Below are 21,986 nucleotides of genomic sequence, written 5' to 3' on the forward strand. Positions count from 1 at the left end.
GAAAGGGCAATGGTGATAGCTGACCTGCGGCCCGGGTTGGGCTGCTGCCAGGTGGATGTCGGCGTTCCGGCATGACCCCGAAACGGTCATTGGCGGCTCGTCAGAGATAGTCGTGCCCCGAGATGTCTGCCGGACGTCGGCGTCGTACCAATTCCAGCGCCTTCCGGACTGACCAACCGGCACAGGATCAACCACAGCAGTGACCGGCATCTGAATCGAGCACTGCACACGATCACGCTGATCAGGATGTGGGCCGGATCCGGCGACGAGGACTTATGCCGCTCGCCGCGTGGCCGAGGGCAAGACCTCCCGGGACGCGCAGCGTTGTCTCAAACGGACCGCCTGCCGCCAGATCTTCAAACTCCTCAAACACCCGAACCAGAGGACGCCCGAAAACCTCGAAGATCTCCCCTCAACTGCTCGACGCGATACACCAGCCTCGGAGGGAGGATCCCAGAAGTAGGACACTTCCGCGCCAATGTGTCCCACTTCTGAGACACCCCTACCGTCTCCGCCGCCATCACCCACCGCCCGTCTGTCCCGGTACCGATAGATGTCCGCTCCCTCCAGGCATCAGGGACAGCGGAAGCCAGCATTCCGGGGGCTGGATGGCGTTGTGTGCGTCGAACGTATATGTCCCAGCACGGCCACCTCTCTGGAATCCACGCACTCACATCAGCCACCAGCTTGAGCACCAGCCCAACGGCGGCCCGCACCCGCGAAGCCCAGGCCGGCAGCCCCATTGAGGTCGGCGCACCCCCACCGGCAGCCATCAGACGCACGCTCCCGCCACCACGAGCCGACACCCCACCCACCGGCAGACACGACAACGAACAACTCGGACCCTTTCCCGGAGCCCCCACCCACACACCCGCCGCCCGGCAACGGCGGGCGGCCACTCCCCGGACCTTCTCCGGGGCCATTTTTCGGCCGTCCTCCGCAAAAGGAAACCTGCGCTGGAGGGGAGCCCGTCAAGGGTGAAGCGAAGCGAAATCGGCGAAGCCGACGCGACAAAGGAGCGCCCTTGACGGGCTCCCCGTAAGCGCCACACTCCGGTCCAGAGGACGGCCCCACCAACACCCGATCCGGGCCAATCGGACACCGCCCCACCAACACCCGATCCGGGCCCGCCCCCACCCCCACTCCAGCCTCCAGCCTCCGGCTTGCGGCTTGCTGCCCAGCGCCACCCCTCCCCCGGTCCGAGACCGAACGGGCGTTCTCCCGCCGCACCGCTACGACACTCGGCCCCGGGTGTCGGTCCGCCCCGGGCCGGGCCCGTCACCCCACCATGACCCCCATGCGCCCCCTCCTCCTCACCGCCACCCTCCTCGCCCTCCCTCTCCCCCTCCCCCTCACCCACGCCCCCGCGGCACCCACCACCCCCGCCGAGCAATCCTTCTGCGCGCCCCAGCAAACCGCCCACACCACCTTCGACCTCTGCACCAGCACCGACGGCAACGCCCTCCGCGTCTGGATCGCCCGGCCCGCCTGCACGGCGGCCCCCGGCCCGTGCCGCATCACCGGGCTGTGGACCCTCCACCCAACCTCCGAGCGCACCCAGGTGTACGCCTCCCTCGGCCGCGCCGAGGCCCAGCGCTACCCGGGCCCCGGAACGTACGACATCGAGGCCCAGGTCGACATCGAGACGGGCCACGGCCACCACACCCAGCACCAGCTCACCCAGGGCATGCGCTACACCCGCCCCGACTCCGGTCCCCGCCTCACCCTCACCACCGACCACCGCGGCAGCACCCTCGCCCTCACCGTCCGCAACAGCGGTCCGGCCGCCGCCCGCGACGTACGTCTGACCATCGACAACGACCGGTACGGACAGGGAGCCACCCCCACCCCGGAGCGCGTCACCACCGACCCCCATTGCCCCCGCGCCAACAAGGCCCTCGCCACCTGCTCACTCGGCACGATCGCCCCCGGCGGGTCCGTCACCGTCCCCCTGCGGGCCGACCTCGCGGAAGCGGCGAAGGTCCGGCTGACCGGGGCCAACAGCGTCGGGAATCTGTCCCGCCAGCTCTAACCCAGCCCTGGCCCAACCCTGGCCCAGCCCTGCTCCAGCCCTGCTCCAGCCCCGTGTCTACGGCCTGACCTGCACATTCATGGCCCGGTTGGCAGCCCGCACCCCGCAGGTGTCAGGATTGCCCCCATGACGATCCAGACGTACTTCGACATCACCATCGACGACCAGCCCGCTGGCCGCATCACCTTCAACCTCTTCGACGACGTCACCCCGAAGACGGCCGAGAACTTCCGCGCGCTGTGCACGGGCGAGAAGGGCTTCGGCTACGCCGGTTCCTCCTTCCACCGCGTCATCCCGGACTTCATGCTCCAGGGCGGCGACTTCACGCGCGGCGACGGCACCGGCGGCAAGTCCATCTACGGCGAGAAGTTCGCTGACGAGAACTTCCAGCTGAAGCACACCAAGCCGGGCCAGCTGTCGATGGCCAACGCGGGCCCGAACACCAACGGCTCGCAGTTCTTCATCACCACGATCGTCACCGGCTGGCTCGACGGCAAGCACGTCGTGTTCGGCGAGGTCGCGGACGAGGAGAGCATGAAGCTCGTCCAGAAGATCGAGTCGCTGGGCTCGCAGTCCGGCCGCACCCAGGCGAAGATCACCATCGCCTCCTCCGGCCAGCTCTAAGCAGCTGCCCCTGCCACCCGTACGGCAGGAACGCTTCACCTCGAAGCCCGGCGCGCACCCTTGGGTGCCGCCGGGCTTCGGCGCGTACGGACCCGGGTTCCCGGCTACGGGTTGTGGAAGGTGACCTCGGGGTTCGCGGCCGTCGGGCCGTCGAGCAACGGGGTCGGCCTCCCCTTGAGGTGGCGGTCGAAGAACGCCGCCACGTAGTCCCGGGTGATCTCGCCCGACCGCTTCCCGGGGAGGGGGGCGGTCGGGTCGACGACGCCGATCTGGCCGCCGAGGACCGGCACGTCGTTGAAGGAGAAGTGGCCGGTCCCGGCGACCGTCAGCCAGCGCTTCCAGCCGTCCATCGCCGACCACGCCTCGCCCCACTTGCCCTTCCCGCCGGGGCGGTGCGTGGCGTCCGTGCCGAGGAGGAGGAAGGGGCGGCCCTTCAGCCCGGCCCCGGGGGGCGTGTCGAAGAAGGCGCCGTCGAGGTTCGCGCCCGCCCCGATGCGCGGGTCGGCCGCCATCGCCGCCGCCGCGCCGTTGCCGCCGATGGAGTGGCCCGCCATGCCGATCCGGCGGCGGTCGACGAGGTGGGCGAACGGGCTCCGCCGGTCGAGCAGGCGGTCCAGCACGAACGACGCGTCGGCGGCCCGTACCGACACCACCTGCGCGGCCGACGCCTTGACCAGCTCCAGTGTCCGGCCGCCGGGGAACCGGGTCCCGAAGGACTCGTACGCATGGTCCATGGCCGCGACGACATACCCCCGGCTCGCCAGCTCCTCCGCGAGGAGGGTGAGGGTGGCGCGGTGGAGGCCGTAGCCGGGCGAGAGGAGGACCAGCGGGTGCTTGCCGGGCAACGGGCGGGCGTCGGGGCGGGAGTTGGTGCGGGTGCCCGCGAGGAGACCGGCGGGGAATTCCTCGGCGCGACGCATGCCCTCCAGGAGGAGCTGGGCCTCCCCCTGTGTCATGTACGGGGAGGTGGCGCGGGTGCCCTTCCGGGCGGCGGGGTAGTGGACGGAGACCATCAGCTCGCGGGGGCCCGCCGTAGGCAGCCAGGGGTCGGTACGGGCCCGGTCCACGAGGTGCAGTTCCTTCCGGCCGACGGCGAACTTGCCGGTGGGGGCGGGGAGTTCGAGCCGCACCGAGGCGGACACTTCGGCACGAGGCCCGGCCGGCTCGGCGGCGAGGGCCGTACCCGCCCCGGCGAGGGGAGCGGTGACGGCGAGGGCGATCAGGGCTGCTGCGGAGGCGGCGAGACGCCGGTTTCGGTTCATGGGGCGAACGTACGGACCGGACCACCCCCGACACCCCTGCCGAAAGTCATGCTCCGCCCCCGCCTTTCCTCCGGGATCTCCCGGGGCCTTCCGGGGCCTTGCGCGGTCGAAGTGCCTTGTCCCACCAGGCGGTTGGCGAAGGTGGAGAGGGTGTACGTGCCGATCCCGAGGACGACTTCGAGGGCATTGCGCTGCGTGTACCCGTGCGCGTAGAACGCTTTCAGCCCGGCGTCGTCGACCTCGCCGCGACCGTCCAGCACGGCGCACGTGAAGAGACGTATGGCCTCCAAGGCCGGTTCCTCCAGGGGTCGTTGCTCCGAAAGCGCCGCGACGACCCCCTCCCCCACCCCCAGCTTCTCCAGCTTCCCGGCGTGCATCCGTACGCACAGCCCGCACTCGTTGCGCGCCGCGACCGTCATGATGACGACCTCCCGCGCGACCGGCTCCAACGTCACGCTCTCGAACAGTGCGCTCATGCGCAGGAACCCGTTCAGCAGCTCGGGCGACTCGGCCTGCCTGGCCGCCGGGGGCGGCACGAAGCCGAGGTTCCCGGCGATGGACTCCAGGGCCCGGACGGAGCCGGCGGGGGCGGTCTCGGTGGTGTGCTCGATGAAGGACATGGGCGACTCCTCGGCCGTGGACCTAGAATGGACAACATGGTTGACGATGAGATGAAGGTAAACCAGGTTGTCGATCTGGGCAAGGGGATGCCCACGGCAGGCGAGGCGAGCGAGGAGATTCCCCCGGCGGGCGAGGCGAGCGAGGACGGCCCCGCCTGGGAGCTGCCCTTCCTCCTGCTCTCCGGGTTCCGGTCACTGATCGACCGCCTGCACACCGAGCTGGCCGCCCAGGGCCACCCCGTCGCCCGCCCCGCCCACGGCTTCGCCCTCCAGGCCGTCGCGAACGGCGCCACCGCCAGCGAGATCGGGCGGCGGCTCGGCATCTCCAAGCAGGCCGCGGGCAAGACCGTCGACCGGCTGACCGCCCTCGGTTACGTCACCACGGCCGCCGACCCCGCCGACGCCCGCCGCAAGGTCGTCCGCCTCACCCCGCAGGGCCGCGATCTGCTGACCCGGTCGGCGGTGATTTTCGAGTCCCTGCGGGCCGAGTGGGCGGCTGCGGCCGGACACGACCGCGTACAGGAGATGGAGGCCGCCCTGCGGACGGTCGTCCCGCCTTCCGACCGGTATCGGCTGGACGCGGCGGGGTGGTTGGGCGGGTGAGGCGGGCCGTCAACGCCGGCAGGGCCGTCACCCCTGCGTAACCACGTCACCGTACGTATCGTTGTACTGCGCGACTGCCCGCTGGCCACGAGCGGCAGCGGGGAGGAGCGGCATCATGACGATCACCGAGGCGCCCGAGGGGATCAGGATGACCGACAGCAGCGACGATCCCACTCTGGACATGATGTTCGAGTGGCTTGAGCCGACCCCCGAGGGATACAAGGTCGAGATCGTCGAGGGTGCCGTCTACATGTCGCCGCAGACGGACACGCACTGGCAGATCATCCGCAGGATCGTGCGCGCCCTGGAGGACCGGTTCGGCCTCAAGGCCAAGGTCACGTCCGACGTACGCATCGACTTCGAGGGGCGGCTGAACGGCCTGGCTCCCGACGTGGTGAAGCTTCGCGACGACGCACGGAAGGACCCCGAAACCGGCCGCTGGAACCACCGGGACATCGAATTCGTGGCCGAGGTCATCTCCCAGGACACCGCGGCCAACGACTACGGCTCCAAGAAGGCCACTTACGCCGCCGCAGGTGTCCCGGTGTACCTGATCGTCGACCCGTACACCGGCGAATGGCACCTCCACACCCTCCCCAAGGACGACGAGTACAAGGGCAGCCTGTCCCTGGACTTCGGCGAGACCGTCGACATGACCGGCACCGTCCTCGACCTCACACTCGACACGAGCGACTTCCCCCGCGACTGAACCCCCGCCGGGACCGCACGGGCCCCCTTGCATCGAGCGCGCTCGAAGGCGTTGGGTTGAGGGTCATGAAGTACACACAGCTCGGACGCACCGGACTCAAGGTCAGCCGTCTTGTCCTCGGCACGATGAACTTCGGGCCCCAGACCGACGAGGCCGACAGTCACACGATCATGGACGCCGCCCTCGGCGCGGGCATCAACTTCTTCGACACCGCCAACGCCTACGGGTGGGGCAACAACAAGGGCCGCACCGAGGAGATCATCGGGTCGTGGTTCGCCCAGGGCGGCGGGCGGCGCGACAAGGTCGTCCTCGGGACCAAGGGGTACGCCAACATGGCGGGCGACGGCGAGCCCCCGTGGCCCAACCACGACAAGCTGTCGGCCCTCAACATCCGGCGGTCGGTCGAGGCCAGCCTGCGGCGGCTGGGGACCGACCACATTGACGTGTACCAGTTCCATCATGTCGACCGGTCGACCCCCTTCGAGGAGATCTGGCAGGCCGTGGACGTGCTCGTGCGGCAGGGGAAGATCCTGTACGCCGGGTCGTCGAACTTCGCCGGGTGGCACATCGCCCGCGCCAACGAGACCGCGCGGCGGCTCGGTTCGTACGGGCTGGTGAGCGAGCAGTGCCTCTACAACCTCGCCGAGCGGCGCGCCGAGATGGAGGTCATTCCGTCAGCCCAGGAGTACGGGCTCGGGGTCATCCCCTGGTCGCCGCTGCACGGCGGGCTGCTCGGCGGCGCGCTGCGCAAGGAGCGGGAGGGCTCCGGCGCGGGGCGCACCGCGTCCGGGCGGGCCTCGGACGAACTGGCGAAGCCGGAGGTACGGGCGCGGGTGCAGGCGTACGAGGACCTGCTCGGCAAGCACGGCCTCGAACCCGGCGAGGCGGCCCTCGCGTGGCTGCTGACGCGGCCCGGCGTCACCGGGCCGATCGTCGGCCCGCGCACCGCCGACCAGCTCGCGTCCGCGCTGCGGGCGGTGGAGCTGGAGCTTTCGGAGGAGGTGCTGGCCGGGCTGGACGAGATCTTCCCGGGGCCGGGGGCGTCACCGGAGGCGTTCGCCTGGTGAGGTTCGCTCGGGGTCAGTTCCCGAGGATGGAGGCCGCCGCGATGACGACGAACATGAGGACCAGGACGCCGGCCATGATCTGGTTACGGATTTTGGGATTCACGTATCGAGCGTAACCGGCGGGGCTGACGGGTCCGGCCACCGGCCCGGGGGCCACGCGGCGGGGGCCTCGCAACGGGGGCGTCTGTGCGGGCCGCTGCACACGAGGGTGAGCTCGGACACCGTCCACGGGGTGCCGGTGGGGGCCCCTCTCCACCTCCCTACCCCCCTTGGGCGGCGGGCCGCCCTTCCCCCTTCCCCCAGCCCCCTTGGGCGGCGGGCCGCCCCCCTCCCCTTCCCCCTAGCCCCCTTGGGGCGACGGAACCGCCCCTCCCCTTCCCCGTAGCCCCCTTGGGCGGCGGGGCCGCCCCCCCGGGGGCGGGACGGGCGGGCAAGGGGGCGGCCCCTCTCGCTCCCGGCCCACCCGGGTACCGCCCCTGGCTCCGCCCCGCCACCGGGCGCACGTCCAAAGGGGCCCCGGCCCGCCCCCGTACCGGACGCACAGCCCCGCCCGGCTCGGGCAGAAGAGGCCCCGGACCCGCCCCTTTCCCTAAAGCGCTCGCCGCGCGGCCGCACACGGTTCCCGTGCGGGAGCATCGTGGCTGGTCGCGCAGTTCCCCGCGCCCCTGAAGGGGCGCCCGCGCGGCGGAGCCGCACGTACAACACAGCCCCGCGCCCCTGACGGGGCGCGCCCCTATCGGGGCGCCGAGGCGATCGCCGTCAGGAGGAGGTCCAGGGCGCGTTCGAAAGCCGAGTCGCGCATCAGCGGGAGGTGGGCACGCGCCTCGTGCAAGTGGGGGTGCGTGGACGGGGAGAGGTCCGCGTAGACATCGGCCCACGCCCCCTCGTCCGCCTCCCGCTGCTCCGGACGCAGACCCTGCACCGCCGCGTCCAGCGCGGCGTGGCCCAGGACCGTGTCCACGAAGACGTGGTAGTGGCGGACCGCGTCCCGCGGGCCGAAGCCCGCCGCCCGCAGCAGGCCGATGCCCGTGTCGATGGCGCGTTGTTCGTTGGGGAGGCGGGTGACGCGGAAGCCGCTCAACAGGGCCGCCCGCGGGTGGCGTTGGGCCGAGCGGTAGGCCCGTATGCCGAAGTCGCGCAGGGAGGACTGCCAGTCGGCGGGGTCGGGCGTGAAGCCGGACATCGTTTCGCCGATCAGGCGGTCGCCCAGGGCCAGGTGCAGATCCTCCACCGAGCGGAAGTAGCGGTAGACCGCACTCGGGTCCGCCCCCAGCGCCTGGCCCAGTTTGCGCATGGTCAGGGCGTCCGCGCCGTGCTCGTCCACCAGGGTGAGAGCCTTCTCGACGATCGATTCGGCGGAGAGGACCGCCCCCGAGCGGGTCGGACGCCGCCGCTTGCGTTCCACCGGGACGCGCCCCGTGCCCGCCGTCGCGTCGTCCTTCGCCCTCGGCATGGTCATCCGCACGCCCCTCCCTCGGCCCGGCCCCGTCCGTACACCTTCCGCGCGCCAGTTAACCACCGCGTTACGTCAACACCATTGACATAACTCTGACGGCGGCTGTTTCATCGGCGCACACCACCCGAAACCCCATGACCCCGCAGGAGTGTGCGCCGTGCCCCCGAACACGCAGCAGCCACCGTCTTTGACGTCGCCGCCCGCCCTGCGCCGCTCCCTCGGCGTCAAGGACGGCATGGCCATCGCCGCCTCCAGCACCGCCGCCACCACCAGCATCGGGATCGGGATGGGGTCGCTGGCCGCGTACGCGGGGCGGCAGACTCCCGTACTGCTGCTGATCGCGTTCCTGCCGATCGTGGGGATCGCCCTCGCGTACGCCCGGCTGAACCGGACGGAGCCGAACTGCGGGAGCGGCTACACCTGGGTGGGGCGGACCATCGGGCCCTGGTCCGGGTTCCTCACCGGGTGGGTGGTGCTCGTCGGCACCATGATCTTCATGGCGTACACCGGGGCCGTCACCGGCTCGGTCATCCTCCAGTTCCTCAACAAGCTGGGGATGGAGTCCGCCTTCGGCGTCGCGCTCGACCCGACGTCGACCGGGGTCAGCACGGTCGTCGGGCTCGTCGCGCTCGTGGCCGTGACCATCACCGCGATCACCGGGGTGCGGGGGGCGACCCGCCTCCAGCTCGGGCTGCTGATCTTCGAGTACGCCGTGCTGATCGTGTTCTGCGGGTGGGCGATCGTCGTCGGCGACCAGCCGTTCTCCTTCTCCTGGTTGAATCCCTTCGAGATCTCGTCCGGGCAGGCGCTCGCGCAGGGGCTGGTGCTCGCGGTCTTCATCTTCTGGGGGTGGGACGCGGCCTTCAGCGTGAACGAGGAGAGCAAGGACCCGAAGGACGCGGCGCGGGGCGGGTTCATCGCGCTGTTCACCATGCTGGGGCTGTTCCTGTTCGCGTCGATCGCCTTCCAACGGGTCATGGACACCGGCGAGTTGGTGGAGAACGGGCCCGCCGCCCTCACCTTCCTCGGCTCGCACCTCGCCGCCGAGCCCTGGGCCTCCCTCCCGCTGGCCGCGCTGATGTGCTCCGCCTTCGCCTCGCTCCAGTCCAGCGTCATCCCCACCGCGCGCGGCAACTTCGCGATGGGCCGCGACCGTACGCTCGGCAAGGTGTGGACCCGTATCCACCCGCGCTTCGGGACGCCCGCGGTGGGGACGCTGATCCTGATGGCCATCGCCGCCGGGATCGCGGTCCTCGCCGTCGGCATCCCCAAGCTCAACGACATGATCCTGACCGCCGTGAACTCCATCGGCCTCACCGTCTCCCTCTACTACGGGCTCACCGCGATCGCCTGCGCCGTCCGCTTCCGGGCCAACCTGAAGGCCGGTGCGCGGGACGCCTTCGCCTCCGTCGTCGTCCCGGCGGCGAGCGGGCTCGCGCTCTTCGGACTCGGGGCGTACCTGGCGTACACGTACGCCACGATGAGCGACCACTTCGAGGCGAGCCCGGACAACGGGTGGTTCATGCTGACCATTCCCGTCGTCGTGGTCGGCTCGGGCTTCGTCGCCGCGGCGATCGCCAAGTGGGGGAGGAAGTCGCCGTACTTCACGCCGGAGGGGCGGGGCCGGGGCACCGACCCCGACCATGTCGTCCTGCCCATGGACCGGGCCGCCACCACACCTCACTGATCCCACCGATCTCGTACGACACCGCCGCACCACCCCGAGGAGCACCACCATGCCGACCTTCGACCACCCCGCCGACCTCGTCCTCACCGGCGGACCGGTGCACACCGTCGACTCCGCCCGCAGCCGCGCCACGTCCGTCGCCGTCCGGGGCGGACGGATCGTCGCCGTCGGGCACGACGAGGTGCGCGACCTGATCGGGCGCGGCACCCAGGTGGTGGACCTCGCGGGGAAGCTGCTCCTGCCGGGCTTCCAGGACGCGCACGTCCACCCGGTCGGCGGCGGCGTCGAGATGGGGCAGTGCGACCTGACGGGGGCCATCACGGCGGACGAGTACCGCGAGACCATCCGTGCGTACGCCGACGCCCACCCCGAGGCGGAGTGGATCACCGGCGGCGGCTGGTCGCTGGAGGCCTTCCCGGGCGGCACCCCCGACCGGGGCTTCCTCGACGCCCTCGTGCCCGACCGGCCGGTCTACCTCGTCAATCGCGACCACCACGGCGGGTGGGTCAACTCCCGCGCCCTGGAGGTGTGTTCGCTCGGGAAGGACACCCCCGACCCGGCCGACGGGCGGCTGGAGCGCGACGCGGACGGCGTTCCGACCGGCATGCTCCAGGAGGGCGCGATGGGCCTGGTCGCCCGCCACGTGCCCGACCTCACCGACGCCCAGCTCCTCTCCGGACTGCTCCGCGCCCAGGCCCTCCTGCACGCGCACGGCATCACCGCCTGGCAGGACGCCCTCCTCGGCGACCACGCGGGCATGGCCGACCCGGCCCGCGCCTACGCGGCGGCCGCCCGCGACGGGCTCCTCACGGCGCGGGTGGTCGGCTCCCTGTGGTGGGACCGGGCGCGCGGCGAGGAGCAGATACCCGAACTCCTCGCCCGGCGGGCCGAGTTGACCATCGGCGACCGGCTCCGCGCCTCGACCGTGAAGATCATGCAGGACGGCATCGCGGAGAACCACACGGCCGCCATGCTCGACCCGTACCTCACCGCCTGCGGCTGCGCCTCCGACAACTCCGGCATCTCCTTCATCGAGCCCACGGCGCTCTCCTCGTACGTCACCGCGCTCGACGCGGCGGGCTTCCAGGTGCACTTCCACGCGCTGGGCGACCGGGCGGTACGGGAGGCCCTGGACGCGGTGGAGGCGGCCCGGGCGGCCAACGGCCGGACCGACACCCGCCCGCACCTGGCCCACCTCCAGGTGGTCCACCCGGACGACGTCCCCCGCTTCCGCGCACTCGGCGCGAGCGCCAACATCCAGGCCCTGTGGGCGGCCCACGAACCCCAGATGGACGAGCTGACCATCCCCTTCCTGGGGACGGAGCGCGCCGCCCACCAGTACCCCTTCGGCGACCTGCTGCGCTCCGGGGCCACCCTGTGCGCGGGCAGCGACTGGCCGGTCAGCAGCCCCGACCCGCTGGCCGCGCTCCAGGTCGCGGTGACCCGCCGCGAGCCGGGCGCGGACGCGGACGTGCCGGTCTTCCTGCCGGAGCAGCGGATCGACCTGGGGTCGGCGGTCGCGGCGTACACGGCAGGCAGCGCGTACGTGAACCACCTCGACGAGACGGGCGCGATCCGGGTGGGCATGCTCGCCGACCTGACGGTCCTCGACCGGGACGTCTTCGCCGGACCGGCGGAGGAGATCGCCGAGGCCCGGGTGGTGGGAACGTACGTGGGCGGCGAAGCGGTGTACGCGGCGACGGAGTAGGCCACGGAGCAGGTCACGGAGCAGGTCACGGAGCAGGCCCGGGAAACGCAGGATGCCCCCGCCCCCCTCGGAAGGGGGACGGGGGCATCCGCGCGCGACCGTCAGGCCACCGCCACCAGCTCGCGGCGGCGGGCCCGTGCGCTCGGGACCAGCCGGAAGTGCTCGTGCCCCCGGCGCAGGTCCAGCTTCGGGCGGAGGCCGCCGACCCGCAGGAGCAGCGCGCCGACGCCCAGCGCCGCGAGGGCCGAGATGAGGCCACCGGCGGCGAAGCCCACCCGGGCCCCGTAGGTGTCGGTGATCCAGCCGAGCAGCGGGGCGCCGAGCGGGGTGCCGCCGGTGAAGACCATCATGAAGAGGGCCATGACGCGTCCGCGCATCGCGGGGTCGGTCGCCATCTGGACGCTGGAGTTCGCCGTGACGTTGACCGTCAGGCCGAACATCCCGATCGGCACCATCAGCGCCGCGAACAGCCAGAAGGACGGCGCGAAGGCGGTGACCGCCTCCAGCACGCCGAACAGCAGCGCGGCGCCCACCAGCAGCCGCAGCCGCGAGGTGCCGCGCCGGGCCGCGAGCAGCGCACCGGCCAGCGAGCCCGCCGCCATGAGGGTGTTGAGCAGGCCGTACGTCCCCGCCCCCTCGTGGAAGACGTCGTCCGTGAAGGCCGAGAGCCAGATGGGGAAGTTGAACCCGAAGGTCCCGATGAAGCCGACCAGCACGATCGGCCAGATCAGCTCCGGGCGGCCCGCGACGTACCGCAGTCCCTCCCGCAGCTGTCCCTTGCCGCGCGGGGTCCGCTCGACCTTGTGGAGTTCGGAGGTACGCATCATCAGCAGACCCGCGATGGGGGCCAGGAAGGACAGGCCGTTCAGCAGGAAGGCGACACCGCTGCCCACGGCCGTGATCAGCACACCCGCCACGGCGGGGCCGACCAGCCGGGCCGACTGGAAGTTCGCGGAGTTCAGGCTGACCGCGTTGCGAAGGTCCTTGGGGCCGACCATCTCGGCGACGAAGGTCTGCCGCGCCGGGTTGTCGACCACGGTGACGAGACCGCCGACGAAGGCGGTGGCGTACACGTGCCAGACCTCGACGTTGCCGGTCAGCGTCAGCGCGGCCAGCGCGAGGCCGGTGAGGCCCATCGCGGACTGCGTCACCAGCAGCAGCGGCCGCTTGGGCAGCCGGTCGGCCAGGACTCCTCCGTACAGACCGAAGAGCAGCATCGGCAGGAACTGAAGGGCGATCGTCACGCCCACGGCGGAGGCGGAGCCGGTGAGCGAGAGCACCAGCCAGTCCTGGGCTATTCGCTGCATCCAGGTGCCGGTGTTGGAGATGACTTGCCCGCTTGCGAAGAGCCGGTAGTTCCGGTTCCTGAGCGAGCTGAACATGGACTGCTTGGGGGTGGTCGGTGCGGGGGCGGAGTCTGCTCCGGATCCCGTACTCAAAGTGGGTTCGCCTCCTCGACGGCGCGCGGGGTTGTTGTCGTCAGGCGCCCACCCTGGGCAGTTCTTACAGGTGGGCGAGTTTCTCCAGGACGGGGGCGGCAGCGCGCAGCTTCTCCCAGTCGTCCTCGTCCAGACCGTCGGCGAGATGTGCCAGCCAGACGTTCCGCTTGCGGCGGCTCTCTTCGAGCATCGCCTCGGCGGTCTCGGTCTGGCTGACCACCTTCTGACGGCGGTCCTCGGGGTGCGGCTCGAGCCGGACCAGTCCCTTGGCTTCGAGCAGCGCCACGATGCGGGTCATCGACGGCGGCTGCACGTGCTCCTTGCGGGCCAGCTCGCCCGGGGTGGCGCTGCCACAGCGGGCGAGGGTGCCGAGCACCGACATCTCGGTGGGGCTCAGCGACTCGTCCACGCGCTGGTGCTTCAGGCGACGGCCGAGAAGCATGACGGCGGAACGGAGGGCGTTCACGGCGGCGGCGTTGTCGCCGTGGGACAGGTCAGGCATGTTTGTTAGCGTAACTCATTACCCATGCTAAGGACCACCTGAATCACAGGCGTATACGCAGCGGTGGCGGATCTCACCTCACATGTCACCCGTACGAGTGAGCCGCAGCCGGAAAGTGACGTGCCCGGCGGCCGACCGGCCCGACCCTGGGCACATGGACTCGTCAGTGCTCAGCCTGCGGATAGACGGCGATCTCCTCGACCGCCTCCGGGACCGTGCCGCAAAACGCGGAATGAGCGTCCAGGACTATGTGACCCGGACGCTCATTCGCGACGACTTCGACGAGCGCTTCAAGACGGCGGTCGACGAGACGGAGAAGTTCTACGGGCTGACCTAGCAGCCCCCGGCGCTTACGTCAGACCCAGCGCCGGCATCAGGTAGTAGAAGGCGAAGACCGCCGAGACGGCGTACATCGCGATCGGCACCTCGCGACCGCGCCCCGCCGCGAGCCGCAGCACGCAGAAGCTCACGAAGCCGATGCCGATGCCGTTGGTGATCGAGTACGTGAACGGCATCATCAGCATGGTCAGGAACGCCGGGATCGCGATCGTGTAGTCGCTCCAGTCGATGGCCTTGACCGAGCCCGCCAGGATCATGAAGCCGACCGCGAGCAGCGCGGGGGTGGCCGCCTGCGACGGGACCATCGTGACGATCGGGGTCAGGAACAGGCCGATCGCGAAGAGGCCGCCGGTGACCATGTTGGCCAGACCCGTGCGCGCGCCCTCGCCGACACCCGCCGTGGACTCCACGAAACAGGTGGTGGCGGAGGAGGAGGTGCCGCCGCCCGCGGCGACCGCGAGGCCGTCGACCAGGAGGACCTTGTTGACGCCGGGCAGGTTGCCCTTCTCGTCGGTCAGCTTGGCCTCGTCGCCGACGGCGAGGATCGTGCCCATCGCGTCGAAGAAGCAGGACAGCAGGACGGAGAAGACAAAGAGGACGCCGGTGAGGATGCCGACCTTGCTGAAGCCGCCGAACAGGCTGACCTGGCCGACCAGCCCGAAGTCGGGGAGCGCGACCGGGTTGCCGGGCCACTCGGGCGTGGTCAGGCCCCAGCTGTCCAGGTCGACGAACGCCTGGATGACCATCGCGACGATCGTCATGACGACCATCGAGATCAGGATCGCGCCGGGCACCTTGCGGGTCAGCAGCGCCATCGTGAGCAGTACGCCGAGTACGAAGACCAGGACCGGCCAGCCGGTGAGGTGGCCGCCGGTGCCGAGCTGGAGCGGAACGGTGGTGTGCGCGGCGTCCGGCATGCGCGAGACGAAGCCGGAGTCGACCAGGCCGATCAGCATGATGAACAGGCCGATACCGATCGCGATGCCCTTGCGCAGGCCCAGCGGCACCGCGTTCATCACGCGCTCGCGGAGCCCGGTGGCGACCATCAGCATGACGATGACACCGGCGAGGACGACCATGCCCATCGCGTCGGGCCAGCTCATCTTGGGTGCGAGCTGGAGGGCGACGACGGTGTTCACGCCGAGACCGGCGGCGAGCGCGATCGGCACGTTGCCGATGACGCCCATCAGGAGGGTGGAGAGGGCGGCGGTCAGGACGGTCGCGGTGACCAGCTGACCGTTGTCGAGCTGGTGCCCGTACATGTCCTTGGCACTGCCGAGGATGATCGGGTTCAGCACGATGATGTACGCCATCGCGAAGAAGGTGGCGAGACCACCGCGCAGCTCGCGCGCGACGGTCGAACCCCGCTCGGTGATCTTGAAGAACCGGTCGAGTCCGTTGACCGGCCCCGTCGGCTGCGTCGCGGACGACTCGGGGGCGGGCGGCTGCTCGGCGGCATCCACCGGGGAGCTGGCGGGGGACATGCGTGACCTCACGGGGAGACAGGAGCGGGGCGAAATTCGGCCGGACTTGGAGGTTTAAACGAACGGAACAAGTCAAACCAAGGCAGATTCAGTATGAATGCATAAGGCGAAGATCGGTATCTCCGCGCGTAGACCCTTGGGCTCACTGGCCCCACGGCCTTCCCGCGACCCCCTCCCGGATGCCGCCTACACTGACCCGCATGGCGAAGTGGACAGCGCAGCACGAGGCACCCGAGCCCCTGGAGGGGCCCGTCGTCGGCACGATCGTCGGCGGCACGATCATCTGGTTCGTGCTCTTCCTCGCCCAGGCCGCGTTCTACGGCTGGTTCGCCGACCGGGGTCTGACCTGGTGGTACTGGACCCCGCTGGCCGGAGCGGGCCTCGGGCTCATCGGCATCTGGTACGTCCGGGGGCGCGACGCCGCACTGAAGCGCTTCGCGGCGGAGAAGGCCGCCCGGGAGGCGGAGGCCGAGGGCGGGACGCCGGGGCCGGTCACTCCGTAGCAACGGGTCGCAGCCACCGCGTAGGGCACGCGAACGCGTCCGCCCATCGGTCGTAAGTCGTCCCGTAACCGACCGAAGTCGCCCGTTGTGTACGACTCCCGGTCGGCCCGCATCGTCCCCCGGGCGGATCTTGCCTCCCGGTGGCCCTGAAATTCGCGCACTCGACGGGTGAACCCGAACATCCGGCCGTACCGTCGGAGCCATGACGCACATTGACGCGGGCTCGGAGCTGGACCCCGTACACCCGGTGAAACCGCCTGCCTCCGAAGGGGCCGTCGCCGTGCGCGCGAGTGGCCTCAGCTCGGCCGAGGTGGCGGAACGGATCGCGCGGGGCGAGGTCAACGACGTACCGGTACGGAGTTCCCGCTCGACGGCGGAGATCGTCCGGGGCAACGTCTTCACCCGCTTCAACGCGATCATCGGCGTGCTGTGGATCATCATGCTGTTCGTCGCGCCGATCCAGGACAGCCTGTTCGGCTTCGTGATCATCGCGAACACCGGCATCGGCATCATCCAGGAGCTGCGTGCCAAGAAGACCCTCGACGGGCTCGCGGTCATCGGCGAGGCGAAGCCGACGGTGCGCCGTGACGGCGTGGCCGCCGAGATCTCGACCTCGGAGATCGTGCTCGGCGACGTCATCGAGCTGGGCCCGGGCGACAAGGTGGTGGTCGACGGCGAGGTCGCCGAGGCCGACAGCCTGGAGGTCGACGAGTCGCTGCTTACGGGCGAGGCGGACCCGGTGCTGAAGAAGCCGGGCGATGTCATGATGTCGGGCTCGTTCGTGGTGGCGGGCGGCGGCGCGTTCACCGCGACGAAGGTCGGCCGGGAGGCGTACGCGGCGCAGCTCGCCGAGGAGGCGTCCCGCTTCACGCTCGTCCACTCCGAGCTGCGCACCGGCATCTCCACGATCCTCAAGTACGTGACGTGGATGATGATCCCGACCGCGATCGGGCTGATCATCAGCCAGATGGTCGTGAAGGACAACGACTTCAAGAACTCGGTCGCCCGGACCGTCGGCGGCATCGTCCCGATGATCCCCGAGGGGCTGGTGCTCCTTACCTCGGTCGCCTTCGCCATCGGTGTCATCCGGCTCGGCCGCAAGCAGTGCCTCGTCCAGGAACTCCCGGCCATCGAGGGCCTGGCCCGCGTCGACGTGGTCTGCCTCGACAAGACCGGCACCCTCACCGAGGGCGGCATGGACGTCACCGAGCTCCGCCCGCTGGGCGGGGCGGACGAGACGTACGTACGACAGGTGCTCGGCGCGCTCGGCGAGTCCGACCCGCGCCCGAACGCGAGCCTGCAGGCCATCAAGGAGGCCTACCCGGACGAGGCCGAGTGGCGGGTCCTGGAATCCCTCCCCTTCTCCTCCGCGCGCAAGTACAGCGGGGCGTCCTTCAGCGACGGTACGGGCGAGAACTCGACGTGGCTGCTGGGTGCGCCGGACGTCCTGCTGCCGCAGGGGGACCCGGCCCTGGCCGAGATCGACGACCTGAACGCCCAGGGCCTGCGCGTCCTGCTGCTGGCCCGGGCCACGGGCTCGGACCTGACCGACCCGAAGATCGGCGCGGGCGCGAAGGCGACGGCCCTGGTCGTCCTGGAGCAGCGTCTGCGCCCCGACGCGGGCGAGACCCTGGCCTACTTCGCGGACCAGAACGTCGCCGCGAAGGTCATCTCCGGCGACAACGCGGTGTCGGTGGGCGCGGTCGCCGGGAAGCTGGGGCTGCCGGGCGCGGAGAACACGGTCGACGCGCGGACGCTGCCGACGGACCAGGCGGAGATGGCCAAGGTCCTCGACGAGAACGCGGTGTTCGGCCGGGTCACCCCGCAGCAGAAGCGGGACATGGTCGCCGCCCTCCAGTCGAAGGGCCACACGGTCGCCATGACGGGCGACGGCGTGAACGACGTCCTGGCCCTGAAGGACGCGGACATCGGCGTCTCGATGGGCTCGGGCTCGGAGGCGACGCGGGCCGTCGCCCAGATCGTCCTCCTCAACAACAGCTTCGCGACCCTCCCCTCGGTGGTCGCCGAGGGCCGCCGCGTCATCGGCAACATCACGCGGGTCGCGACGCTCTTCCTGACGAAGACCGTGTACTCGGTGCTCCTGGCGATCCTGGTGGTGTGCTCGCAGGTCGACTACCCGTTCCTGCCGCGCCACCTGACGCTGCTCTCCACCCTCACCATCGGCGTCCCGGCCTTCTTCCTCGCACTCGCCCCGAACAAGGAGCGTGCGAAGCCGCACTTCGTGAAGAGGGTGATGCGGTACGCGATCCCCAGCGGCACCATCGCGGCCGTCTCCACCTTCACGACGTACCTGATCGCCCGCCACTACTACACCGGCCCGGACGCCCTGGCGGCCGAGACGAGCGCGGCGACGCTGACCCTCTTCCTGGTCTCCATGTGGGTCCTGGCGATCATCGCCCGCCCGTACACGTGGTGGCGGATCGGGCTGGTCGCGGCGATGGGCCTGGGCTTCCTGATCGTGCTGGTCGTGCCGTGGCTCCAGAACTTCTTCGCGCTGAAGCTGATCGGGACGACGATGCCGTGGACGGCGGTCGGCATCGCGGTGGCGGCTGCGGCGCTGCTGGAGCTGGCGTGGCGCTGGGTCGGCAAGAAGTGGCCCGCGTAAGGGCGGCTTGAGCGCTGCGGGGGGGGGCGGGGCCCGGCCGGATGCACCGGCCGGGCCCCGCCCTCCGTCGTACTCGCTGGTCGAAGTCCTCCGTCGTACCCGCTAGTCGAACCAGCGGTTGCGCGCCAGTTCCGCCGTCCGGGTCGGGTCCTCCAGGAGGGCCGCCACCTCGAAGCGCCTCGGCCACTGGCCCGCCGCCCAGGCGAGCCCCGCCGCCACGCCCTCCAGCGTGGCCGCGTGCAGCGACCCGTCGGGCGTCCGCCGCCAGTCCAGCTCCACGCCGCCCGCGCGGAGTTCCTCGTGCTCGTAGTACGAGGACGGGGTCGCCGCGCCCAGCAGCTCGCGCACCTCGTCCGGCACCGCGTGCTCCGTCCCCTGCGACGTCACCTCCGCCGGTACGGTCTCGCTCAGCCGCCGCACCTGGAGCAGTTCGGCGAGCGCGCCCGCGCGGGACGGGGCGACCGGCAGCAGCGGCAGCCCGACCGTCAGCGGGAGGAGGTCCGGGGCGTCCACGACGAGCGCGTCGGCCGCGTCCACGACCTCCACCCGCCCGTCCGTGACCACGCACAACTCCTCGGGGACGGTGACCGTTTCGGGGTCGAGGTCGGCCAATGCCGTGTAGAGCGCGTGGAGTTGCGAGGTCGTCACCACGCTCTGCGGATCGGTCATCCGCCCGAGCAGCTCCGCCGCCCCGCCCGGCTCGGCGAGCAGCGAGGCGAGGGACGTGCGGACCCCGAGCGCCCGCAGCACCTGCTCGTCGTCAAAGCCGGTCGCGTCGGCCTCGTCGTACAGGCCCTCCAGGAGCGCGTCCCCGCCCGCCGCGAGCAGCCCCGCCGGGCGGCGGCCGTCGAGCACCGGGTGGTCGCGCAGCCACCACGCCGTGTACGGGCGTACGGACCGCGTCGTGCCGTCGGGCAGCAGCACCCGCACCTGCTGGGTGAGGGCGTCCCGCAGCGGGGGCCGGGCCAGCAGCGCGAGGGCCTGCGGCCACTTGTCGTCGTCGACCAGCTCCAGGTCCCGTACCGCCACGATCTCCGTCGCGACGGGCGGCAGCGGAGTGTCCGGCAGCCGGTCGAGGACGTCCTCGCACCACACGTCGACGGCGTCGAGGAGCCCGGCGTCGTCGGGTTCGGCGAAGTCGCCGTCGCGCGGCTCGAACTCGTCCGGGTCGAGCACGACGTCCGTCGCCCGCACGAGAGCGAAGTTGGCCAGCACACCGACCGCCGCAAGCGTCGCTTCGCCCCACTTATCCACCAATTCACCGTCACACAGGGCGAGTTCGTCCTCCCTCATGACCTGCGCGAAATGGCTTCCCGGTACGACCAGCTCCCCCGCCGGGGACAGTTCGCCGTCCTCGTCGGGGAGGGCGAGCGCCGCGAGCCAGGGCTCGTCGCCGGGGGCCAGGTCGGCGTCCCGTACGAGACCGAGAACGGCGTCGACCAGCTCCTCCGCGTCGAGCGCGTCCTCGTCCCACACGTCGGAGCCGTCGAGGGAAGCGGCCACGGCCGTCCGTACCTGCGGCGTGGTGAGCACCGCGCGCGGCGTCGCGGGGAGCGCGCCCAGCTTCTCCAGGAGCGGATGGGCGGCGTCGGCGTGCGCCACCCGCAGCCCGAGGCGGGCGAGCCGGCGGGCCGCGTCGGCGGACGCGTCGGGCAGCGGCAGGAGCACCTGCCGGGGGCCGACGGCCGTCCGCCCGCCGGCGAGCGGCACGGGAAGTCCGGCGAGCCGGTCCGGGTCGACGCCCGCCAGGGACTCGTACAGCCGGTGCCACCAGCCGGGAGCCCGCTCCGCGCCCGCGATCCGCTCGATGGCGTCGCCGAGGGGGAGGCGGCCGACGCCCAGCGTGCGCAGTTCCGTGCGGCGTTCGAGCCCGGCGGGCAGGAGGGTCGGCAGGACCTCGGAGAGGATCCGTACGGTCTCCTCGCCCGCCCCCTCCACGACCTCCGCCTCGAACGGGCGCAGCGCGGGCTGTTCCTCGGTCGGGTGGGCGGGCAGGAGGAAGGCGATGCGGGGCAGCAGCGCCACGATCGCGGCGCGCAGCGCGCCGTCCAGCTCGCCCTTGCCGAGCGGCCCGGGGGTGAGGCTGATCGTCCCGACGCCGACCGGCTCCCACTCCCCCAGCAGCTCGGCGTACGCGTCGGCCGCCCGCTCCACCAGGAAGGCGGTCAGCGGTCCCGGCGCGGGGTGACGGCGTGCGGTGTCGAGCGGGAAGGAGGCGATGAGCAGCGCGGGCACGCCGAGGGGCTCGTCGGTGGGCGTCGGCGCGTGTACGACGCGGGCGGTCCGGGGCGGCAGCGGCGAGCCGTCCTCGTCGACGGGAACGGCCCAGGTCAGGGCCCAGTGCGGCCGCAGCCGCTCCTCGACGGGCCGGTCGGCGAGGAGGTCGGTGGTGAGGGGGCCGGAGGCGGTTGCGGTGCGCCAGCGGGTGAGGCCGTGCGCGCTGTCGTCGACGTGTGTGTACGCCCCGTGCACCGACCGGGTCAGGGTCCGTACGCCCTCCGGGGTGTCGACGGCGACCTCGGTCAGCCCCGGCAGGGTGAGCAGCAGCGCGTCGTCGACGGCGGCGAGGAGGTGCTCGACGAGGGCGACGGCGGCGGGATCGCGCAGCGGCAGCACCACCACCGTGTCGTACCCGTCCGGCGCGCTGCCTTCGGCGGGCAACGGCAGCCGCAGCAACGGCACATGCCCGTCCCGACGCCGCAACTCGTCGGCCAGCCCGGGGCTCTTCTGCGCGGCGGCCTCCTCCGCCATGCCCCTGGCCTCGGCGAGGGACCACCGCACGCCGCCGTGCCGCCCGAGCACGGCGGGCTCGTCGCTGACCGCGAGTACGGCCGCGAAGCCGACGCCGAAGCGGCCGACGGCGGTCTCGGTGTCCTCGCGCTTGGCGGAGGCCCGCAGGGTGCTGAGGGATTCCGCGCCGGCGGCGTCCAGCGGGGCGCCGGTGTTCGCGGCGGCGAGGAGGGCGGGGCTGTCGACGGTGGCGGGGTGCAGGGTGAGGCGCAGCCGCCCCTCGACCCCGGCGCGCCCGGCCGCGTCGGCGGCGTTCTGGGCCAGCTCGACGACGAGGCGGTCCCGGTACCCGCCGAGGGCGAGGTCCTCCTCGGCGTTGGCGTCCTCGCGGAACCGGGCAGGGGTGGCGGTCCAGGCGTCGAGCACCCCGCGCCGCAGCCGGGCGGTGCCGAAGGGGTCGCCGGGGGTGGAGTCCTCACCCGTGTCGGCCCCGGGGGTGTCCGTCTCCTGAACGCTCACGGTGGTGCTCCTCTGTCGTGGGTGCTGCGGCGTGCAACGTATCGCGCGTGGACCCTTGCCCCTGCCCGGTGGGGGC

18 protein-coding genes are annotated in these 21,986 nt (G+C 71.6%); 11 read left to right on the top strand and 7 right to left on the bottom strand.

The features are described 5' to 3' along the window. Positions 1-186: 186 nt before the first annotated feature. The 3 genes from ACIO3O_RS06010 to ACIO3O_RS06020 all read left to right on the top strand — a co-directional run bounded on the left by ACIO3O_RS06010 (position 187) and on the right by ACIO3O_RS06020 (position 2,656). Complete coding sequence (locus ACIO3O_RS06010; RefSeq protein WP_401743389.1) at positions 187-495, top strand: hypothetical protein; 309 nt, start codon at positions 187-189, stop codon at positions 493-495. 802 nt (positions 496-1,297) lie between these two features. Then, positions 1,298-2,032: a hypothetical protein gene (locus ACIO3O_RS06015; protein WP_401742465.1), complete on the top strand. Its 735-nt coding sequence runs from the start codon at positions 1,298-1,300 to the stop codon at positions 2,030-2,032. Between the two features lie 126 nt (positions 2,033-2,158). Further along, a complete protein-coding gene (locus ACIO3O_RS06020; RefSeq protein WP_401742468.1) occupies positions 2,159-2,656 on the top strand; it encodes a peptidylprolyl isomerase in 498 nt (165 codons plus the stop codon). A 104-nt stretch (positions 2,657-2,760) separates the two neighbouring features. Here ACIO3O_RS06020 and ACIO3O_RS06025 read toward each other — a convergent pair whose 3' ends face one another. Next, positions 2,761-3,918, bottom strand: coding sequence for an alpha/beta hydrolase family protein (locus ACIO3O_RS06025; protein ID WP_401742471.1), 1,158 nt, complete (start codon positions 3,916-3,918; stop codon positions 2,761-2,763). Then, positions 3,915-4,538 (bottom strand): carboxymuconolactone decarboxylase family protein, encoded by a 624-nt coding sequence (locus ACIO3O_RS06030; protein ID WP_401742473.1) that lies wholly within the window; start codon positions 4,536-4,538, stop codon positions 3,915-3,917. The genes ACIO3O_RS06025 and ACIO3O_RS06030 overlap by 4 nt, the downstream gene beginning before the upstream one ends. Positions 4,539-4,565: 27 nt before the next feature. Here ACIO3O_RS06030 and ACIO3O_RS06035 point away from each other — a divergent pair, with 27 nt between their 5' ends. The 3 genes from ACIO3O_RS06035 to ACIO3O_RS06045 all read left to right on the top strand — a co-directional run bounded on the left by ACIO3O_RS06035 (position 4,566) and on the right by ACIO3O_RS06045 (position 6,917). Continuing rightward, positions 4,566-5,141, top strand: coding sequence for a MarR family winged helix-turn-helix transcriptional regulator (locus ACIO3O_RS06035; protein ID WP_401742476.1), 576 nt, complete (start codon positions 4,566-4,568; stop codon positions 5,139-5,141). A 115-nt stretch (positions 5,142-5,256) separates the two neighbouring features. After that, positions 5,257-5,850, top strand: coding sequence for a Uma2 family endonuclease (locus ACIO3O_RS06040; RefSeq protein ID WP_401742478.1), 594 nt, complete (start codon positions 5,257-5,259; stop codon positions 5,848-5,850). Positions 5,851-5,915: 65 nt separating this feature from the next. Further along, positions 5,916-6,917, top strand: coding sequence for an aldo/keto reductase (locus ACIO3O_RS06045; protein ID WP_401742481.1), 1,002 nt, complete (start codon positions 5,916-5,918; stop codon positions 6,915-6,917). A gap of 733 nt (positions 6,918-7,650) precedes the next feature. Here ACIO3O_RS06045 and ACIO3O_RS06050 read toward each other — a convergent pair. Continuing rightward, positions 7,651-8,376, bottom strand: coding sequence for a TetR/AcrR family transcriptional regulator (locus ACIO3O_RS06050; RefSeq protein ID WP_401742484.1), 726 nt, complete (start codon positions 8,374-8,376; stop codon positions 7,651-7,653). Positions 8,377-8,608: 232 nt separating this feature from the next. On the opposite strand from ACIO3O_RS06050, the gene ACIO3O_RS06055 reads away from it, so the two are divergent. After that, positions 8,609-10,060 (top strand): APC family permease, encoded by a 1,452-nt coding sequence (locus ACIO3O_RS06055; RefSeq protein ID WP_401743391.1) that lies wholly within the window; start codon positions 8,609-8,611, stop codon positions 10,058-10,060. A gap of 49 nt (positions 10,061-10,109) precedes the next feature. After that, a complete protein-coding gene (locus tag ACIO3O_RS06060; RefSeq protein WP_401742487.1) occupies positions 10,110-11,768 on the top strand; it encodes an amidohydrolase in 1,659 nt (552 codons plus the stop codon). 101 nt (positions 11,769-11,869) lie between these two features. Here ACIO3O_RS06060 and ACIO3O_RS06065 read toward each other — a convergent pair whose 3' ends face one another. Next, the gene (locus ACIO3O_RS06065; protein WP_401742490.1) at positions 11,870-13,207 is read right to left on the bottom strand and encodes an MFS transporter; all 1,338 of its coding nucleotides are present in this window, start codon (positions 13,205-13,207) and stop codon (positions 11,870-11,872) included. Between the two features lie 64 nt (positions 13,208-13,271). Further along, a complete protein-coding gene (locus ACIO3O_RS06070) occupies positions 13,272-13,709 on the bottom strand; it encodes a MarR family winged helix-turn-helix transcriptional regulator (protein WP_401742493.1) in 438 nt (145 codons plus the stop codon). A 154-nt stretch (positions 13,710-13,863) separates the two neighbouring features. Between ACIO3O_RS06070 and ACIO3O_RS06075 the strand changes: the two genes are divergently transcribed. Next, complete coding sequence (locus tag ACIO3O_RS06075; RefSeq protein WP_266652680.1) at positions 13,864-14,046, top strand: ribbon-helix-helix protein, CopG family; 183 nt, start codon at positions 13,864-13,866, stop codon at positions 14,044-14,046. 13 nt (positions 14,047-14,059) lie between these two features. Here ACIO3O_RS06075 and ACIO3O_RS06080 read toward each other — a convergent pair whose 3' ends face one another. Then, positions 14,060-15,532: an NCS2 family permease gene (locus ACIO3O_RS06080; RefSeq protein ID WP_401742497.1), complete on the bottom strand. Its 1,473-nt coding sequence runs from the start codon at positions 15,530-15,532 to the stop codon at positions 14,060-14,062. 200 nt (positions 15,533-15,732) lie between these two features. On the opposite strand from ACIO3O_RS06080, the gene ACIO3O_RS06085 reads away from it, so the two are divergent. Next, on the top strand, positions 15,733-16,035 hold the full coding sequence (locus ACIO3O_RS06085) for a DUF2530 domain-containing protein (RefSeq protein WP_401742500.1): 303 nt from the start codon (positions 15,733-15,735) through the stop codon (positions 16,033-16,035). Positions 16,036-16,237: 202 nt separating this feature from the next. Beyond that, the gene (locus ACIO3O_RS06090; protein ID WP_401742503.1) at positions 16,238-18,661 is read left to right on the top strand and encodes an HAD-IC family P-type ATPase; all 2,424 of its coding nucleotides are present in this window, start codon (positions 16,238-16,240) and stop codon (positions 18,659-18,661) included. A 102-nt stretch (positions 18,662-18,763) separates the two neighbouring features. On the opposite strand, the gene ACIO3O_RS06095 is transcribed toward ACIO3O_RS06090, so the two are convergent. Then, positions 18,764-21,910 carry a sacsin N-terminal ATP-binding-like domain-containing protein gene (locus ACIO3O_RS06095; protein WP_401742505.1) on the bottom strand — a complete coding sequence of 1,049 codons (3,147 nt, stop codon included), beginning with the start codon at positions 21,908-21,910 and terminating at the stop codon, positions 18,764-18,766. Between the last annotated feature and the right edge of the window lie 76 nt (positions 21,911-21,986).

This window comes from Streptomyces sp. NPDC087440 (assembly GCF_044744005.1).
Classification (GTDB): Bacteria; Actinomycetota; Actinomycetes; order Streptomycetales; family Streptomycetaceae; genus Streptomyces.

Excerpts from the sequence above, each read along its gene's own strand:
- ACIO3O_RS06080 (WP_401742497.1), bottom strand. The coding sequence starts at position 15,532 with ATGTCCCCCGCCAGCTCCCCGGTGGATGCCGCCGAGCAGCCGCCCGCC.
- ACIO3O_RS06020 (WP_401742468.1), top strand. The coding sequence starts at position 2,159 with ATGACGATCCAGACGTACTTCGACATCACCATCGACGACCAGCCCGCT.
- ACIO3O_RS06035 (WP_401742476.1), top strand. The coding sequence starts at position 4,566 with ATGGACAACATGGTTGACGATGAGATGAAGGTAAACCAGGTTGTCGAT.
- ACIO3O_RS06045 (WP_401742481.1), top strand. The coding sequence starts at position 5,916 with ATGAAGTACACACAGCTCGGACGCACCGGACTCAAGGTCAGCCGTCTT.
- ACIO3O_RS06030 (WP_401742473.1), bottom strand. The coding sequence starts at position 4,538 with ATGTCCTTCATCGAGCACACCACCGAGACCGCCCCCGCCGGCTCCGTC.
- ACIO3O_RS06040 (WP_401742478.1), top strand. The coding sequence starts at position 5,257 with ATGACGATCACCGAGGCGCCCGAGGGGATCAGGATGACCGACAGCAGC.
- ACIO3O_RS06090 (WP_401742503.1), top strand. The coding sequence starts at position 16,238 with ATGACGCACATTGACGCGGGCTCGGAGCTGGACCCCGTACACCCGGTG.
- ACIO3O_RS06055 (WP_401743391.1), top strand. The coding sequence starts at position 8,609 with ATGGCCATCGCCGCCTCCAGCACCGCCGCCACCACCAGCATCGGGATC.
- ACIO3O_RS06070 (WP_401742493.1), bottom strand. The coding sequence starts at position 13,709 with ATGCCTGACCTGTCCCACGGCGACAACGCCGCCGCCGTGAACGCCCTC.
- ACIO3O_RS06015 (WP_401742465.1), top strand. The coding sequence starts at position 1,298 with ATGCGCCCCCTCCTCCTCACCGCCACCCTCCTCGCCCTCCCTCTCCCC.
- ACIO3O_RS06025 (WP_401742471.1), bottom strand. The coding sequence starts at position 3,918 with ATGAACCGAAACCGGCGTCTCGCCGCCTCCGCAGCAGCCCTGATCGCC.
- ACIO3O_RS06075 (WP_266652680.1), top strand. The coding sequence starts at position 13,864 with ATGGACTCGTCAGTGCTCAGCCTGCGGATAGACGGCGATCTCCTCGAC.
- ACIO3O_RS06060 (WP_401742487.1), top strand. The coding sequence starts at position 10,110 with ATGCCGACCTTCGACCACCCCGCCGACCTCGTCCTCACCGGCGGACCG.
- ACIO3O_RS06050 (WP_401742484.1), bottom strand. The coding sequence starts at position 8,376 with ATGACCATGCCGAGGGCGAAGGACGACGCGACGGCGGGCACGGGGCGC.
- ACIO3O_RS06085 (WP_401742500.1), top strand. The coding sequence starts at position 15,733 with ATGGCGAAGTGGACAGCGCAGCACGAGGCACCCGAGCCCCTGGAGGGG.